Source organism: Ponticaulis sp., assembly GCF_029210165.1.
GTDB lineage: Bacteria > Pseudomonadota > Alphaproteobacteria > Caulobacterales > Hyphomonadaceae > Ponticaulis.
Window position 1 is genome coordinate 1,542,308 of record NZ_JARGNT010000001.1, and the last position, 14,474, is coordinate 1,556,781.

The 14,474-nt window shown below is 54.4% G+C and carries 14 protein-coding genes; 5 read left to right on the plus strand and 9 right to left on the minus strand.

Translation table 11 applies throughout. The features are described 5' to 3' along the window. Positions 1-369: 369 nt before the first annotated feature. Positions 370-1,296: an acyl-CoA desaturase gene (locus tag P1U45_RS07615; protein ID WP_293610246.1), complete on the plus strand. Its 927-nt coding sequence runs from the start codon at positions 370-372 to the stop codon at positions 1,294-1,296. Positions 1,297-1,332: 36 nt separating this feature from the next. Here the strand turns inward: P1U45_RS07615 and P1U45_RS07620 are convergent, their stop codons facing one another. Beyond that, a complete protein-coding gene (locus P1U45_RS07620; RefSeq protein WP_301058514.1) occupies positions 1,333-2,730 on the minus strand; it encodes a protein adenylyltransferase SelO family protein in 1,398 nt (465 codons plus the stop codon). A gap of 229 nt (positions 2,731-2,959) precedes the next feature. Between P1U45_RS07620 and P1U45_RS07625 the strand changes: the two genes are divergently transcribed. Further along, entirely contained in the window at positions 2,960-5,827 is a 2,868-nt protein-coding gene (locus P1U45_RS07625) for a TonB-dependent receptor (protein WP_301058516.1), read from the plus strand. A gap of 109 nt (positions 5,828-5,936) precedes the next feature. Here P1U45_RS07625 and P1U45_RS07630 read toward each other — a convergent pair whose 3' ends face one another. From P1U45_RS07630 to P1U45_RS07650, 5 genes are all read right to left on the minus strand, one after another. After that, the gene (locus P1U45_RS07630) at positions 5,937-6,926 is read right to left on the minus strand and encodes an alpha/beta hydrolase (protein WP_301058517.1); all 990 of its coding nucleotides are present in this window, start codon (positions 6,924-6,926) and stop codon (positions 5,937-5,939) included. 82 nt (positions 6,927-7,008) lie between these two features. Further along, positions 7,009-7,737: a LuxR family transcriptional regulator gene (locus P1U45_RS07635; protein WP_301058518.1), complete on the minus strand. Its 729-nt coding sequence runs from the start codon at positions 7,735-7,737 to the stop codon at positions 7,009-7,011. Between the two features lie 161 nt (positions 7,738-7,898). Next, on the minus strand, positions 7,899-8,423 hold the full coding sequence (infC, locus tag P1U45_RS07640; RefSeq protein ID WP_293610251.1) for a translation initiation factor IF-3: 525 nt from the start codon (positions 8,421-8,423) through the stop codon (positions 7,899-7,901). Between the two features lie 73 nt (positions 8,424-8,496). Then, the gene (locus tag P1U45_RS07645; RefSeq protein WP_301058520.1) at positions 8,497-9,510 is read right to left on the minus strand and encodes a glycosyltransferase family 9 protein; all 1,014 of its coding nucleotides are present in this window, start codon (positions 9,508-9,510) and stop codon (positions 8,497-8,499) included. Continuing rightward, positions 9,510-10,664, minus strand: a complete 1,155-nt coding sequence (locus P1U45_RS07650; protein WP_301058522.1) for a glycosyltransferase family 4 protein — start codon at positions 10,662-10,664, stop codon at positions 9,510-9,512. The genes P1U45_RS07645 and P1U45_RS07650 overlap by 1 nt, the downstream gene beginning before the upstream one ends. Before the next feature lie 42 nt (positions 10,665-10,706). Between P1U45_RS07650 and P1U45_RS07655 the strand changes: the two genes are divergently transcribed. The 3 genes from P1U45_RS07655 to P1U45_RS07665 all read left to right on the plus strand — a co-directional run bounded on the left by P1U45_RS07655 (position 10,707) and on the right by P1U45_RS07665 (position 12,825). Further along, on the plus strand, positions 10,707-11,456 hold the full coding sequence (locus P1U45_RS07655; RefSeq protein ID WP_301058524.1) for an alpha/beta hydrolase: 750 nt from the start codon (positions 10,707-10,709) through the stop codon (positions 11,454-11,456). Positions 11,457-11,461: 5 nt separating this feature from the next. Then, a complete protein-coding gene (locus tag P1U45_RS07660) occupies positions 11,462-12,229 on the plus strand; it encodes a hypothetical protein (RefSeq protein ID WP_301058527.1) in 768 nt (255 codons plus the stop codon). Between the two features lie 119 nt (positions 12,230-12,348). Then, on the plus strand, positions 12,349-12,825 hold the full coding sequence (locus tag P1U45_RS07665) for a transposase (protein ID WP_301059287.1): 477 nt from the start codon (positions 12,349-12,351) through the stop codon (positions 12,823-12,825). Between the two features lie 545 nt (positions 12,826-13,370). Here the strand turns inward: P1U45_RS07665 and P1U45_RS07670 are convergent. From P1U45_RS07670 to P1U45_RS07680, 3 genes are all read right to left on the minus strand, one after another. Then, a complete protein-coding gene (locus tag P1U45_RS07670) occupies positions 13,371-13,958 on the minus strand; it encodes a M15 family metallopeptidase (RefSeq protein WP_366144988.1) in 588 nt (195 codons plus the stop codon). 111 nt (positions 13,959-14,069) lie between these two features. Continuing rightward, positions 14,070-14,210 carry an entericidin A/B family lipoprotein gene (locus P1U45_RS07675; protein WP_022694344.1) on the minus strand — a complete coding sequence of 47 codons (141 nt, stop codon included), beginning with the start codon at positions 14,208-14,210 and terminating at the stop codon, positions 14,070-14,072. Positions 14,211-14,339: 129 nt separating this feature from the next. After that, entirely contained in the window at positions 14,340-14,468 is a 129-nt protein-coding gene (locus P1U45_RS07680; RefSeq protein ID WP_081648793.1) for an entericidin A/B family lipoprotein, read from the minus strand. Positions 14,469-14,474 lie beyond the last annotated feature (6 nt).

The window sequence follows — 14,474 nt, forward strand, 5'->3', positions numbered from 1 at the left end:
GACCAAAGGAAACTTCAGCGCAGAAGTAAAGCTGTCGGCTCGCATAGGAGGGCTGCAAGATCGAACAATTGCTTAATTGATGGGTTCCATAATCAGGAAATGTATAACTGCTGGTCTAAGCTCGCGCTTTTGCGTGAAGATTCAAGGGGTGCGATCACGTGCGTTTGAATGAGCTGCGCGGGGCGGTTGAACTTGCGCCGCAGCTGTGGTCTGGAAGCGCTAAAAATCGCCGCATGACCGAAAATTAAAGATGACACATGCGTCAAATTTCGGCATTTTGGCACTGAGAACGGTTTTCAGAATTATGGATCGGGGAGGTCTTGTTTTCTGAAGTTCCAACCAATTTCGATGAAGAGAGAGATATTTATAATGTCACAACAGCGACAGATTTTGCCGCGCTCCCTCGCTATTCCGAAGTCATTCAAGAATTTTGATTTCGGCAGCCTGTTCTCAGCCTTTCTGTATCCGGCACTCGGCATCATTGGCATGACAGCAGCAATCATTTCGGGCCTTCTGATGGAAAGCGTTCAGCTCCATTGGTATTACGCGCCTATCGTTGTTGGCGTGATCGCGCTGACAGTGTTCATCTGTAATATTGGTATTGGCGGTCTTCACCGCGTCTGGCAGCACAAAGCAGGCGAGCTGAAAGCACCGGCGCAGCTGATCGTTATGATCAACGTGCTGATCGCGATGCAGGGCTCCATCAAAGACTGGATCAACTACCACTCACAGCATCACCGGTTTGCAGACCAGCCGGGCGATCCGCACAATCCGTTTGAAAGCAAGCGTTGGGCATGGGTTGGCTGGATTCTGTTCCGCGACGAGAAAGACCTGAAGCGTCCTATGCCGCTCTGGCTGAAGAACAACGTGATCATTCGCGTGTGTGACAAGAACTACAACCTGCTGGCTGCCGTCGTGCACTTCCTGCTTCCGGCGATCATTTACGGTATTGTCTGGATGGCGGGCGGTGATCTCATCATCACGCTTCTGATCCACGCATCTGTCGTAATCGGCCGCGCGATCCAGTTCCACGCAACCGTTCTGGGCATTAACGTGTTTGGCCATCTGGAGATGCCGAAATGGTTCACCTATTTCCTGGCATTGCTGACAGGCGGCGAAGCCTTCCATGATCACCACCATGATCAGCCGGTATCCATTCTGCACCTGCCTCGTACAGGCTTCTGGAATCGTATCTTCGATTATAACGGGACGTTCTTCCTTGTTATGGAGAAGCTGAAGTTGGCGCGTAACTTCACCATCGCGCCTCAGTTTGCGACGGTGAAGGCAAAAGCCTGATCCTTCCGGACGCCAAAAGCTTCAAGACGAGCCCTGCTATCCCAGCAGGGCTTTTCTTTTTTCTGCGATGCCGTTCAGCTTGGTCTCGAACAGAGACCAGTCATCATTATCAGCGATGGCGGACCAGAGGGTTTCGATTTCGTCGATCAAAAGCGTTTCCGGAGAAGGGCGCTGGAAGTAAGGGTGTGCCAGTCGTTCCGGGCGATCAGCTTTATAGTGGCGCAGATATTCGCGCACAGTTCCAAAGTCTTCGCGGGTGTAGAGCTCCGCTGATGGGCTGTTATTTGCGCGCGTTTCGCTCTTCTCACCACAGAACCAGTCAAAGAAGAACTGGTGCCATGGCACCTGGCTTTCCGTCATCCAGCCGAACAGCTCGGTAAGGAAGTTGAGATCGGTCTCCAGATGTTCAGGTAGCAGCCCCAGCTGGAAGAAGGTGTGGTCCCGCAGCGCTGTCTGGTATGCCAGTTCAAAGGCGCCAAGGCTTTCGGACAGGTCTTCAGCTTCCGCGACCAGCGTGAGCGCGCCAGCCAGTTGTTGCAGGTTCCATATCGCGGCCTGCGGCTGGCGGCCAAAGGCATAGAGCCCCCATTCATCAAAATAGGCTGCCGTGAACTTCGGGTCGGAAACGGGCAGGAAGCGATAAGGACCGAAGTCGAAGGTCTCGCCCGTCACGACCATATTGTCGGTATTCATGACGCCGTGCACGAATCCGGCAGCCATCCAGCTTGCGACCATGTTCGCTGTCCGCTTCGTGATTTCGGTCAGAAGCAAAGGCGCGAGCTCTGCTGCAGGGGCTGTGTCGATCTCGGCAAAGAAGTGGGTCCTGCAGTAGTCCAGCAATGTCTCCATATTCGCCGCATCTTTGTAAAAGGCGAGGCGCTGGAATATCCCAAACCGGACGTGTGTTTTTTGAACGCGTACCAGAACAGAGGATCTGGCCGGGCTCGGTTCATCGCTTCTGTAGAGCTCCTCACCCGTCTCGATGAGGCTCAAAGTCTTTGATGTAGGTACATGACTTGCTTCAAGCATTTCTGTTGCAAGTACTTCACGAACACCACCTTTTAGTGTGAGACGCCCGTCTCCGCTGCGTGAATACGGTGTCTGGCCGCTGCCTTTAGTGCCTAAATCATAAAGTTGATCATGTTCATCATGCAGCTGCGCATAGAGGAAGCCACGCCCGTCACCGATTTGCGGATTGTAAGAACGAAACTGATGGCCGTGATACCGTATGGCGAGCGGTTTGGGCTGATTTTCCGGCAAAGGCGCAAATCTACCGAAGTGATTCAGCCAGTTTTCGGGCGAAAGACTATGTAGAATAGTATTATTCAGTACGCGATTGTTGCGATATCGCAACACCAGCTTTGGAAAATTCGCAGGCTCTACTGCATCTGCGAAATCATTTCCAAGTGCAGTAAAGGGAGTATTTGACTTCATTTTAAACTGTATTTCCCACGGCTTTTTCAATTATACTTGAAAATTATTCTGCTTATTCTCAAGAAGAATAATGAGTTTCATATTTTGGAACTGAGTTCCAATGCGAGTTGTGCGGTGCAAAACATATTCGGCCTTTCCAAGATTTAATCCCGGCATACTCTTCATCCTCGAACGTCCCGAAAAGTGGGCGATATCAGAGTTTTATACTCAAGAATTACGAGGGAGAGAAATGCGAGACTTTTCTAAACTTTTGCTTGGTGCATCTGCAGCAGCGTTGCTTATCGGCAGCCCGCAGGCCTTTGCACAGGACGAAGAAGCACGTCAGACAACAGTTGTTGTAACGGGTTCCTTCATTGCGGGTACGCCGGAAGATGCGGCGCTGCCTGTAGATGTACTGTCTGCTGAAGACCTTCGGCTCGAAGGTAATCCGCGCATCGACGAGCTGATCCGTAATCTGGGGGTATCCTCCGGTGTTGACGGTCAAACGAACCAGTTTGGTTCTAACGGTATCGAAGGTACATCAAACATCAACCTGCGTGGCCTTGGTCCTGCACGTACACTCGTGCTGATCAACGGTCGTCGTCAGACATATTCTCCGTTTGGTATCGGCGAGCAGGCACAGCTCTTCGTAGACACGAACAACATCCCATCTGCGGCGATTGCTCGTGTGGAAGTCCTGAAAGACGGCGCGGCCGCTCTTTATGGTTCTGACGCGATTGCAGGCGTTGTAAACTTCATCACGAATGACAGCCTTGACGGTTTTGCAGTCAACGGCAGCTATCAGACATTTGAAGGCACTGACGGCGAGTATAACCTGTCTGCGTCTTATGGCTGGCAGGGTGAGAGTTCGAGCTGGGTGACAACGGTCAGCTATGACTTCCGTTCAGAAGCGTCGAACCTCGACACAATTGGCACACCGCTGATCACCGAAAACGAAGTCGCAGGTTATTCATCTCTGTCTAACCCGGGCCGTTATGTTGTTATCGGTGCAACGGGCGCGCCAATCGGCACGCATGTCGATAATGGCTGTCTTGATGTCGGTGGTCAGCTCCACCCGACAATCGGTGACTGCCGGTTTCAGTTCACTCAGTTCGGCAACCTCGTTGAGGAAGAAGAGCGTCTGAACATCTTCTCCGAATTCAACACAACGCTCGCGAGCGGCATCGATCTTCACCTTGAAGCACTCTACGCGTCTACAGAAGTTCCAAGCTGGAAGACGTCTCCGTCTTACCCGCCGCAGGTTCTGACAAGCCAGTTCGTACCAGCGAGCCATCCAGGCTATCAGTCGTACATCGCGGCAAACCCTGGTACTCCGCTTGATGCAGGAATTGGTGCACTCTTCATTGGTCGTGTATTCGGCTGGGGCGGAAACCCTGGTACAGCTAGCGGTGCTGGTGAAGGCTATCGTGACTATGACACGCTCCGCCTTGCTGGTGATCTGACGGGTGAATTCGAGAACGGCATCTCGTGGGATGTTGGTCTTGGGTACTCTCAGACAACAGCAGAACGTGCGAGCCCTGATGCCTACATTGTGGGCCTGACAGCAGCTCTGCAAGGTTTTGGTGTCTGTACAGACCCTGTAACCGGTTTTGACCCTGCAACAGGCACGCAACCATTCGCAGCAGGTTATACAGGTTCCCTGACTGCGGGCGCTGGTGCTTGTGAGTACTATAACCCGTTCTCTAACGCGATCCCGGCTGGTGCAATCACAGGCACAGCGAACCCAGGCTATGATCCATCCGTTGCGAACTCCGCAACACTGGCTGACTGGCTGATTGACGGCAATGGTATCGAAGCAGAAACAAGCCTTCTGACATTTGATGCCGTTCTTTCCGGAACGAGCAGTGTTCAGGCTGCTGGCGGCGCGGTTGGCTGGGCTGCAGGCATGCAGATCCGTCGTGAGTCTTACAAGGTTGATCCATTCCCGATCACAGACCTTGCGGTCACTCCAGGCCCATCCGGCAATGGTCCATTCTCATTCCTCGCGGGTACAAACCAGTTTGATGAGAGCCAGACAATCTACGCTCTGTTCGGCGAACTTCAGGTTCCTCTCTTCGAAGACCTCGATGTTCAGCTGGCTATGCGTTACGAGGATTACGGCGGCGAAGTCGGTTCGACTTTTGACCCGAAATTCGCAGCGCGCTGGCAGGCAACGGATCAGATCACGGTTCGTGGTTCGGCTCAGACCTCTTTCCGTGGTCCGTCTCTGAACCAGCTGTCTGGTCGCGCAACGACGCTTCAGTTCATCGCGCCGACATCAGCGTTTAAAGCGGTTGATACATTCGGTAACGCGAACCTGAACCCTGAATCTGCATTCAGCTACAATATCGGTGCTATCTTCGAAGAAGGCGGTTTCTACGCATCTGCCGACCTTTATAGCTTCGACTTTACTGATCCGATCATTGTGGAAGATCACAACCCGATCGTGAACGCAGCTGTTCAGGCTCTGTCTACAGCGACAACCGATGATGACGGAATCCTGAACCGTATCCAGTTCAACGATCCGACTGCACCGTCTGCGTCTACGATCTCACGTATCGAGACGAACATCATCAACGGTCCGGACATCGAAACATCTGGTATCGACCTTCGTGTCGAGAACACATGGTTCGGCATGCCAAACGGTGGTGAGTTCACACTCGGTGGTGAAGCCACTTACATCTTCAACTATGAAGTTGGTGACTTCCTCGTCGAAGACCGGACGATCACTGGTGGCGATGTGGTTGGCCAGTTCAACCGTTCGAACTTCCTTCGCTCTCTGCCGCAGTGGAAAGCGAACCTGTTCGCGAACTACAACTTCGACGCACCATGGGGTAACAACAACGTTCGTGCGGTTCTCCGTCACGTCACGTCTTATGACGACGAGCGCGGTGACATTACTCCACTAAACGGTCGTGACGACTCAGAGATCGACTCTCAGACGACTGTTGATCTGTTCTACACGACTGAAGTTGGCGAAAACCTGAACTTCGGTCTGACTGTTGTGAACGTCTTCGACGAAGATGCTCCATCTGCTCAGTTCGACCTTCCTTACGATCCGTACACACACAACCCGTTCGGTCGTACGGTTAAAGTAAGCTTCGGTGCTCGCTTCTAATTGATCGACATCCGGTTCATCCGCTCCGAAAGGCGCGGGTGAACCAAATTCTCCATGTTAAGATATGACTCAGGCACTCCTTCGGGAGTGCCTTTTTTTTATGTCCGGCTCAGAGTGAGCCGAGCGCTCTGCCGACAATTTCGCCAGCGTTTGCGATAGCGTCGCGGGCCGGTACAGAGACAGCCGTCAAATTCATGAAGCCGTGCACCATGCCTGGGTGTTCTTTCACCGTCACCGGCACACCTGCGGCTGCCAGTTTATCGGCATAGGCGCGACCTTCCGCATTAAGCGGGTCCCAGCCGCACAGAACGACATGCGCGGGCGGCAGGCCTTTGAAATCGGCCTCCGGCGCGAACAGAGGAGAGACGCGAAGATCCATCGCGTCGGCATCCTCACCTTCGCCGACATAGCTTGTCTTGAAGAAGTCAAACAGGCCGGGCGATATGAAGAAGCCTTCCTGAAAGGTCAGGCCGCGCGATTTGATGTCTACGAACTGGACAAGCGGATAGAGCAGTAGCTGGAAGGCTGGCTCGTTTCCGCCGCGCCGGACCATTTCCTGGCTGACGAATGCGGCAAGGTTTCCGCCAGCGCTGTCACCAGCAACGGCGACACGGTCCGGATCGATGGAGAAGTCCTTTGCGCGGCGCAAAAGCCAGTCATAGGCCGCGATCGCATCGTCATGCGCGCACGGGAATTTGTGCTCGGGCGCAAGCCGGTAATCGATGGAGATGACCCGGCACCGCGAGGCATGCGCCAGCCGGATGCAAATCATTTCATGGCTGTCGAGATCTCCCACCACAAAGCCGCCGCCATGGAAGAAAAGTATGGCCGGTTGCTGGCCAATCCCGGCCGCTAATGGCGTGTAGACGCGGGCTTTTAGCGGGCCTTCAGCGCCGTCGACAATGATATTGTCAGTCTGTGCAAGCTGGGGCGCATCGCTCTCGACAGATCGAGTGCTGCGATAAAAGCTCTGGCGCAGACGGTCGGTCGTTTCTTTCCAGTCCGCTTTGGAAAAATCCGTGAGTGTGAAATCCGGTTTGAACAGATCAGGCAGTTTAAAAGAGTTCAGAAAAGCCTGCAGGGTCGGATCGATAGGCATGGGTATCTCTCACAAGCGGACGAAATGTCTGCCTACGAAGGTGAGGTGCTACACCCTAAAACACAAGTGGTAATAATTCGGATCAGAACGGACGAATGAGCCTGTGCATCAGCGCGTAATGAACTGCCTCAGTTCGGGACCGGACGCCGATACGCTTCTTGGCCATTTCGACATGGCGGTTCACGGTAGGTTCTGCGATTTTCAGGAGCTGCGCCATCTCCCAGTCCGTTTTGCCTTTGGAGGCCCAGTAAAGAACCTCAAGCTGACGGTCTGTCAGATCTACCGTGTCGCGGACTTCTGCAGCTTCGCCATCTTCGGCAGCTTTTCTATAGGCGTATCGATAGAGCTCGTGTCCCGCTGCGTCGAGGAGACGACGCGTTCGCGGATCCTTGCAGATTTCGACGCCCCAGAAACCCGTGAAACCGATCCTGCCGTTCATGCCATAAAAAGGCGACACCAGGCCGTCCTTCATATTGTGCTCGGCAGCGATGGAGAACACGTCCTGCTGCTCACGCGTGACGGCTTTGTGCTTTACGTCGCCCCAGTAAAAGCCGGCTTCGGTGCGGGGGACGTGTTGAACCACAACATCATGCTCGGCGAGGTTCAGCTTGCGATACCGTGTGAGGTATTCACCGTCTCGCTTGCCGAACATGCGGCCGATAAAAGGGGAGCTGTCATTTGTCGGGGCGCGTAACTCGAGGCAGGACACGACTTCAACGCCATAGGGGGTCGCCAGCTCGAGAAGTGCATTTTCCACTTCATCATAGCTCGCGCCTTCGTCGATCAGGTCCCAGAAACGTCCCTCGAGCATCACACCCTCCGTGCGCAGGTTGATAGCATTTCACCCACAGGCTTTCTATCAATTGAAAAGTGCCCAGCTTGTATATGCGACTGTAAGTAGTTTTAGAATTCCGGAAACGCGCGAATTTCTTCGCGCGTTTCCGGAATTCTGGTCTGAAATGGTGCGCTTTATCAGCGCGGTGCCATCACCATGATCATCTGGCGACCTTCGAGCTTTGGCTCGAGCTCGACCTTCGCGACCTCATCAAAGTCTGTCCTCACCTTGTTCATGAGTTCCATGCCGAGGTGTTGGTGTGCCATTTCACGGCCGCGGAAGCGGAGCGTGATTTTGACTTTGTCGCCGCTTTCAAAGAAGCGGTTCATGGCTTTGGTTTTGACCTCGTAATCGTGCGTGTCGATATTCGGACGCATCTTGATTTCTTTGAGGTCTGCGGTGCGTTGTTTCTTACGAGCTTCAGCTTTTTTCTTTTGCTCGTTAAACCGGAGCTTGCCGTAGTCGAGAATCTTGCAAACCGGAACTTCCTGATTAGGCGACACTTCAACAAGGTCCAAACCGGCTTCCGACGCAGCTTCGAGCGCGGCAGCGATTGGCATTTCCCCTTGTTTGTCTCCGTTTTCATCAATCAGAAGGACGCGTGAGACTCGAATGTCCTCATTGATACGCGGTCCGGATTTTTGCGGCGGCTTAGCCGGCATTGGTCGACGTGCTATGGCAGATGCTCCTATTATTATTACTGCTGGAAAGAATATGACCGATCTGGCGGAAAATTCAAGTTTTCGGCAGGACGTCAAGGCCTAAAATAGCCTGTTTCACGTCGTTCAGGCTCACATTTTCCAGAATATCGGATTCTACCACGATGACATTGCTGCCGCGCGGGCGTGCAAGGTCCGGACTCGACTCGCTCGTTGCGAACAGCGCGACCCCGGGAGAGCCCGCCAGAGTGACCATATGCATCGGTCCGGTATCATTGCCGATAGCCAGCGTTGCATGACGCCCGAGCGCTGCTACCTGGAAGAGGTCGGTCCGCGTGCAGAGAGACTTCGCCCCCGGCACACCGCGCGCCACCATATTGCCGATCTCGCTCTCAGCCTTACCGCCAATCACGACCGGCGTTATGCCCGCTTCGGACAGCCATTTGGCAATTTCGAGATAATTCTCTTCCGGCCAGCGCTTGGCGACGCGGTGCGCAGATGATCCCGGAATCAGCAGGGCATATGGCCCGCGCAGCGAGAAATAAGCCGGCTGCAGACGCGGCGGATTGCCCAGCGTCGACTCCAGCCATTCAAAGTCTTCCATCGGCACATCGCCGAACTCATACCCGCCTACAGGTCCGACGCCCGCGATCGAGATCTGCTCGGCCAGACGTTCTATCGAGTGCATTTCATTGCGGTAAGGCGTGTTGTGCGGGAACTGACAACCCTTGGAAATACCCGACCAGAGCGGCGGACGCGGGCGCAGCGCCTGATAATAATTGCTGGTGCGGCCTGAATTCTGCAGATCGTAGACAATGTCATACTTCTCGGCGCGAAGACGGCGCAGCATGCGGGTCGTGCTGGAGGTATCCTTCGGGCGACCATCCGTCTCAACACGGTCGAAATACGGGCAGGCCTTGGCAAACTGTTCGAAAGGCGGAGTGGTGAGAAGAGTGATCTGGGCAGACGGGTGGTGATCGCGGATCGCGCGCATTGCGCCCATCGCCAGCACGAAATCACCAAGCGCACTTAGCTTGATGATCAGCACTTTCGTCGCGCTCTCACCCGGATTTTCGATGACCTTCGCCATCAGTTCGGCCCCTCTTGCATCACCCTGTCATACACAGCGAGTGTTTTTTCCTGAAGCAGCGCCGTGGAAAAATTGTTCCGTGCCCAGTTTTGCGCCGCCGCAGACAGACCAGACAGGTCTTCTGCTGACATTTCAAGCCATTGCCGGATGGCGTCGGAAAGGGAGGCGGCATCATCGGGCTGAACGAGCCAGCCGGTCTCACCCGGGATCACCGTTTCGCGCTGTCCGCCATGGTCTGATGCAATCACCGGCTTACCCATAGCCTGAGCCTCAACGGCGACGCGGCCGAAGGCTTCTGGACGTTTGGAAGGCGCAAGCACCATGTCTGACGCAGCATAAAGAGCAGGCATGTCTGTGTAATGACCTGAAATTCTAACGAATTCGTCAATATTTGAGTTACCAATCGCATTTTTGAGATCGGCAACATACTCATCGCGGCCCTGTGCATCGCCAAACATCACAAACCGTGTGCCAACAAGCGCACCTCGCGGCAGGAGAGACAGCGCCTCGATCAGTACTTTCTGGCCCTTCCAGTCGGTCAGCCGGCCCGGCAGAATGGCTAGGCGCTGGCCGTCAGGGGCATGCTCTGCGCGAAGGGCGGATACTTTGGCGCTGTCGATCACAGCCGGATCAAAGCTTTCAAGGTCCACGCCGCGCTGGATGACGACCAGCTTTTCGTCCGGCACGCCGTGCACAGCCTTCACATGGTCTGCGATATAATAGGAATTGGCGATCACGATCTCGCCGCGCGCCATCACCGAATTATAAAGGGTTTTAGGCGCCGATGTGCCGCCATATGCGCCATGATATGTGGTGACATAGTGCGTGCCGGTCGCCCGCGCCGCCCAGAGCGCGCTCCATGCCGGCGCACGTGAGCGGGCATGGACAATATCAGCCTTCTCGCGCCGGATAATATCAATCAGCGCCTTACGGTTCGCCCAGAGCTTTGCCGGTGACTTTGATTTCACCGGAAGTCTGATCAGCTCGCCGCCCAGCTCGGCCAGTTCGGCTTCCATGCGCCCGCCTTGGCTGACGACGATAGACCGGCAGCCTGCTTTCACCAGCGCTTGCGTAATCTCAAGCGTTGTTCGCTCTGCGCCGCCTGCATCAAGCTCGGGAATGACTTGCAGGACGGTGAGGCCAGGCTTAACCAAGATATGAAGACCCTAAAGACACGACCTGAAATGAGGCCTGATATGCCGACACTGACACGCGCCGATGGTGAAACACTTGCCTACACGAAGATTGAGCGCTCTGCCAACTCACCAACGCTTGTCTGGCTCTCCGGCTTCAACTCCGACATGGCAGGCTCCAAAGCCATCGCCGTAAAAGAGCTCGCTGAGGCTGAAGGGCTTGGCTATCTGGCCTTTGACTATTTCGGCCATGGCGAAAGCTCGGGCGACTTTGCAAAGGGCACGATTTCGCGTTGGCGGGAGGATTGCCTCACCGCGATTGATGAGCTTTCCGACGGCCCGCTCATCCTGATTGGCTCGTCCATGGGCGGGTGGATGTCTCTGCTTACGGCCAAGGCCCGAAAAGAACGCGTTGTCGGCATGGTGCTCATCGCGCCTGCGCCGGATTTTACCTCCAAGCTGATGTGGCATGATCTGCCGGAAAACGCGCGCAAAGAGATTATGGAAAAAGGCGTGTGGATGCGCCCGACCCCTTATGGCGAGCCATATCCGATCACCCGCTCTCTGATCGTAGATGGCGCGCAATGGTCGGTTCTGGACGACCCGATTGACCTCTCCGTGCCGGTTACCATCATTCAGGGCAAGGTTGACCCGGATGTGCCATGGACCCACGCGCTGAAAGTGCAGGACGCGCTCGCCTCGGCTGATGTGGAATTCATACTGATTAAAGACGGCGAACACCGCCTCTCACGTGATCAGGATATCCAGCGCCTCATGATGGAGGTGAAGCGTCTCGTCCGGAAAATTGGGTGATGGGTGTGTCTGGCGCACTTCGTCCCTCAGTACGCCCTACGGGTTTTTTAGTGGCATTTATGGTCACGCTGATGCTCAATTTTGGCGCGTGTTCTCAGTCGGTCACGGATAATATGCCGGAGGACCCGCCCGCCGAATTTCCTTACGAGCTAACCATAGATTCAACGATATTGGAAGGCCGCCGCCACGATCAGGGTATCGATGTAGAGCTTTATCGCCTTTCTGTTCCTGGAGATGCCTATCGACGTCTGTTCCGCGCGTTCGGAGAAGAACTGAGCGATGGAAAATACACATCCATTGTCTTGTATCTAGCTCTCTATTTGCAAGATGGCGAGCTTCATCTTCCGCATGACGTTTTGGACGAATGGGTTGATGCTCGGATATTCGTCACATTGAGAGGCGTTGATGATGAATATACCGCTCGTATTCGTCGAGGAGAAGAAGTTGGTGTGAACGAAGTTCTTCCAACGGAGCCGTTTGAAGGCGAGCATATCGAAGATGAATATGATGTTTTCCAGTCAGACCACCAATTGGGACGTCGTTTTCTCTGGAATTCAGAAAAATACGGTGAAATCAGCCTCACCTGCGACCGGAGTGCCCTTGCGCTTGCGCGAGGGGAGTTGCGAGCCGGAAGCTGCTCTGTGCACTTCCTCGCGCGACCATTTTTGTTACTTCAAATCAATTTTCCGATCCAACAGATCCGGAATTGGGAGACCATTACGGATGATGCGTTGGCTCTTTTAGACGAATGGGACCTTCGCGAAGTAGAGTGAGCGCTTTCACCGTAGGGCGTACTGAGGTACGAAGTGCGCCAAAAAAACTTGTTCCGGCCTGTTTGCCCATTCATTCTGGCTGAATGCCGGATTACAGACGCTATTTCACGCCGGGTTCCATGTGCTTCTTCACGGTCAATCTGAAGAAGCGGAAAAGCCGTCTTCTGGTGGATCGCATTGATGATTTGCGCGCTTCATGGGTTCAGGTTGCTAAAGAGCGCCCCTTTGAGACCCTCGCGGTTTGCATATTGCCGGACCATCTCCATTGCATATTGAAGTTGCCTGAAGGCGACGCCGATTTTCCAACGCGGTGGATGCGTATCAAGTCACTCTTTTCAAGGGCTGTGCCCAAAGACTTAGACCCCGCGGATGCAACCGGCGCGCGCGAGCGAGGCATCTGGCAAAGGCGCTATTGGGACCACGTCATTCGCGATGAGCGCGATTTTGAAACGCACGTCAATTACATCCATTCCAATCCGGTGAAACACGGGCTTGTCGATGATCCCGATGATTGGCCATACTCAAGCTGGCATCGTTTCAAACGGGAGTTTGGAATTGCGTGGGTGCCGGTCGATGAAGGGAAATTCGGAGAATGAGTCTTTCTGGCCCACTTCGTCCCTCAGTACGCCCTACGGGACTGTTAGCGTCTGGTCCGTAAGATCGGGTGATGGGTGTGTCTGGCGCAATCGAGGAATAAGGAGATTAATTCTTGCGTATGATTATAATCGGCGTGGGAGCGCTGTTGCTGTTCATCGATGCTCTTCTGGTCTGGAGTATTTCGGAAGGCATTATTTTATTTGGGCCGCGAGTTTATATCCTTCTGTTTTGGTTCTTTGGGAGCTTAACGATCTTATGGCTTACTAAACGCAGAGATATAAAAAACCTGGGGGTACGATACTCTGTTGTTGCCTACATAGTTTTCTTTTCAATAGGCGCTGCTCTGCTTTTTTCACAAGAACTCGATACGTTACCTTCTTAGTTCGCGAACTCCGTTTTACCGTAGGGCGTACTGAGGGACGAAGTGCGCCAGAAAGAACACGCTACTATTGTCTTCCCGGTCGAAGACCCAGGACCCAGCAAATGGCGTGATGGTGTGACTGGGTCCCGGATATGCGTTCCGCATTCCGGGATGACAGTTGGGCTACTCCACCACGAAGTCGAAATACGTGTCCGGATAGGGCTCATCTGCGAGCCAGAAGTGCCACCATTCCTCTTCAAGCGCATTGAAGCCTGCCTCCACCATCAGGCGCTGTAACAGCATGCGATTGGCGCGCGCTTCGGCGGACGGGCGCGGGTCTGACGGGTGGGAGAGGGTATCGAACAGGTCATAGGATGAGCCCATGTCGAGTTCTTCGCCGGTGGAAAGGTCTACAATGGTGAGGTCTATTGCGCTGCCGCGTGAATGGCCGGAGCGTTCGGCGATATAGCCGCGTTCGAACAGCTCATCCTTGGGTACATTTGGATAGTAATCTGCCTGCCGCGCAACATCCTCTGGGTCTGCGGCCCATGCAGCGAAATCGGAGACGGCGCGCTGTGGGCGGTAGCAGTCAAAGACTTTCAGACCGAGGCCGAAGCTAGACAGCCTTTCCTGAACCGAAGCTACAGCCTCTGCCGCCTCAACCGAGAGAATGCAAAGCGGGGCCTCATAGCCGTTGATCGGGCGGCCGACGAAATTCTCATCCGTGAAATAGCGGATTTCCGTTGCGATGCCCGGGACGGCATCTGTGATGGAGGTAAATCCGTCAGGGCGGGGTGGCTCCTGCGCGCTGGAGCAGGCGACAAGGCCGAGCGTCAGCCCGAGCGCGCAAAGTGTTGCTTTTAACGACACAGGCACGAGCGCTTAGTTACGGTTGTTGCGCGCGGCATCTTCGATGGTATCGCCAGCTTCGCCGAGATCGCGGCCAATGCCTTCAACCGTGTTGCATGCTGCAATCGTCAGCGTGATGAGTGTGAGGGCTGCGAGCTTCATCCAGTTTTTCATGCGTCTCTCCGATACAGATACGCTGAATATATTGGCGCGTGCGCGGCGGCTGGCAATAGAAAAACGCGCCTGCCATGGGGATGACAAGCGCGTGCAGTTTGGAAGGAACGGGAAATTCCGTAGAGGGGTTTAGTTAGCAGCGTCCTGAATGGTTTCGCCTGCTTCTTCGACATCCTGACCGGCACCATCAATTGTGTTGCACGCTGTCAGGGCGAGGGCGAAAATGCACATGCTGGCAATCTTCAGATAATTCTTCATGTCTTT

Excerpts from the sequence above, each read along its gene's own strand:
- P1U45_RS07645 (WP_301058520.1), bottom strand. The coding sequence starts at position 9,510 with ATGGCGAAGGTCATCGAAAATCCGGGTGAGAGCGCGACGAAAGTGCTG.
- P1U45_RS07665 (WP_301059287.1), top strand. The coding sequence starts at position 12,349 with ATGTGCTTCTTCACGGTCAATCTGAAGAAGCGGAAAAGCCGTCTTCTG.
- infC (WP_293610251.1), bottom strand. The coding sequence starts at position 8,423 with ATGCCGGCTAAGCCGCCGCAAAAATCCGGACCGCGTATCAATGAGGAC.
- P1U45_RS07680 (WP_081648793.1), bottom strand. The coding sequence starts at position 14,468 with ATGAAGAATTATCTGAAGATTGCCAGCATGTGCATTTTCGCCCTCGCC.
- P1U45_RS07615 (WP_293610246.1), top strand. The coding sequence starts at position 370 with ATGTCACAACAGCGACAGATTTTGCCGCGCTCCCTCGCTATTCCGAAG.
- P1U45_RS07625 (WP_301058516.1), top strand. The coding sequence starts at position 2,960 with ATGCGAGACTTTTCTAAACTTTTGCTTGGTGCATCTGCAGCAGCGTTG.
- P1U45_RS07675 (WP_022694344.1), bottom strand. The coding sequence starts at position 14,210 with ATGAAAAACTGGATGAAGCTCGCAGCCCTCACACTCATCACGCTGACG.
- P1U45_RS07620 (WP_301058514.1), bottom strand. The coding sequence starts at position 2,730 with ATGAAGTCAAATACTCCCTTTACTGCACTTGGAAATGATTTCGCAGAT.
- P1U45_RS07655 (WP_301058524.1), top strand. The coding sequence starts at position 10,707 with ATGCCGACACTGACACGCGCCGATGGTGAAACACTTGCCTACACGAAG.
- P1U45_RS07630 (WP_301058517.1), bottom strand. The coding sequence starts at position 6,926 with ATGCCTATCGATCCGACCCTGCAGGCTTTTCTGAACTCTTTTAAACTG.
- P1U45_RS07635 (WP_301058518.1), bottom strand. The coding sequence starts at position 7,737 with ATGCTCGAGGGACGTTTCTGGGACCTGATCGACGAAGGCGCGAGCTAT.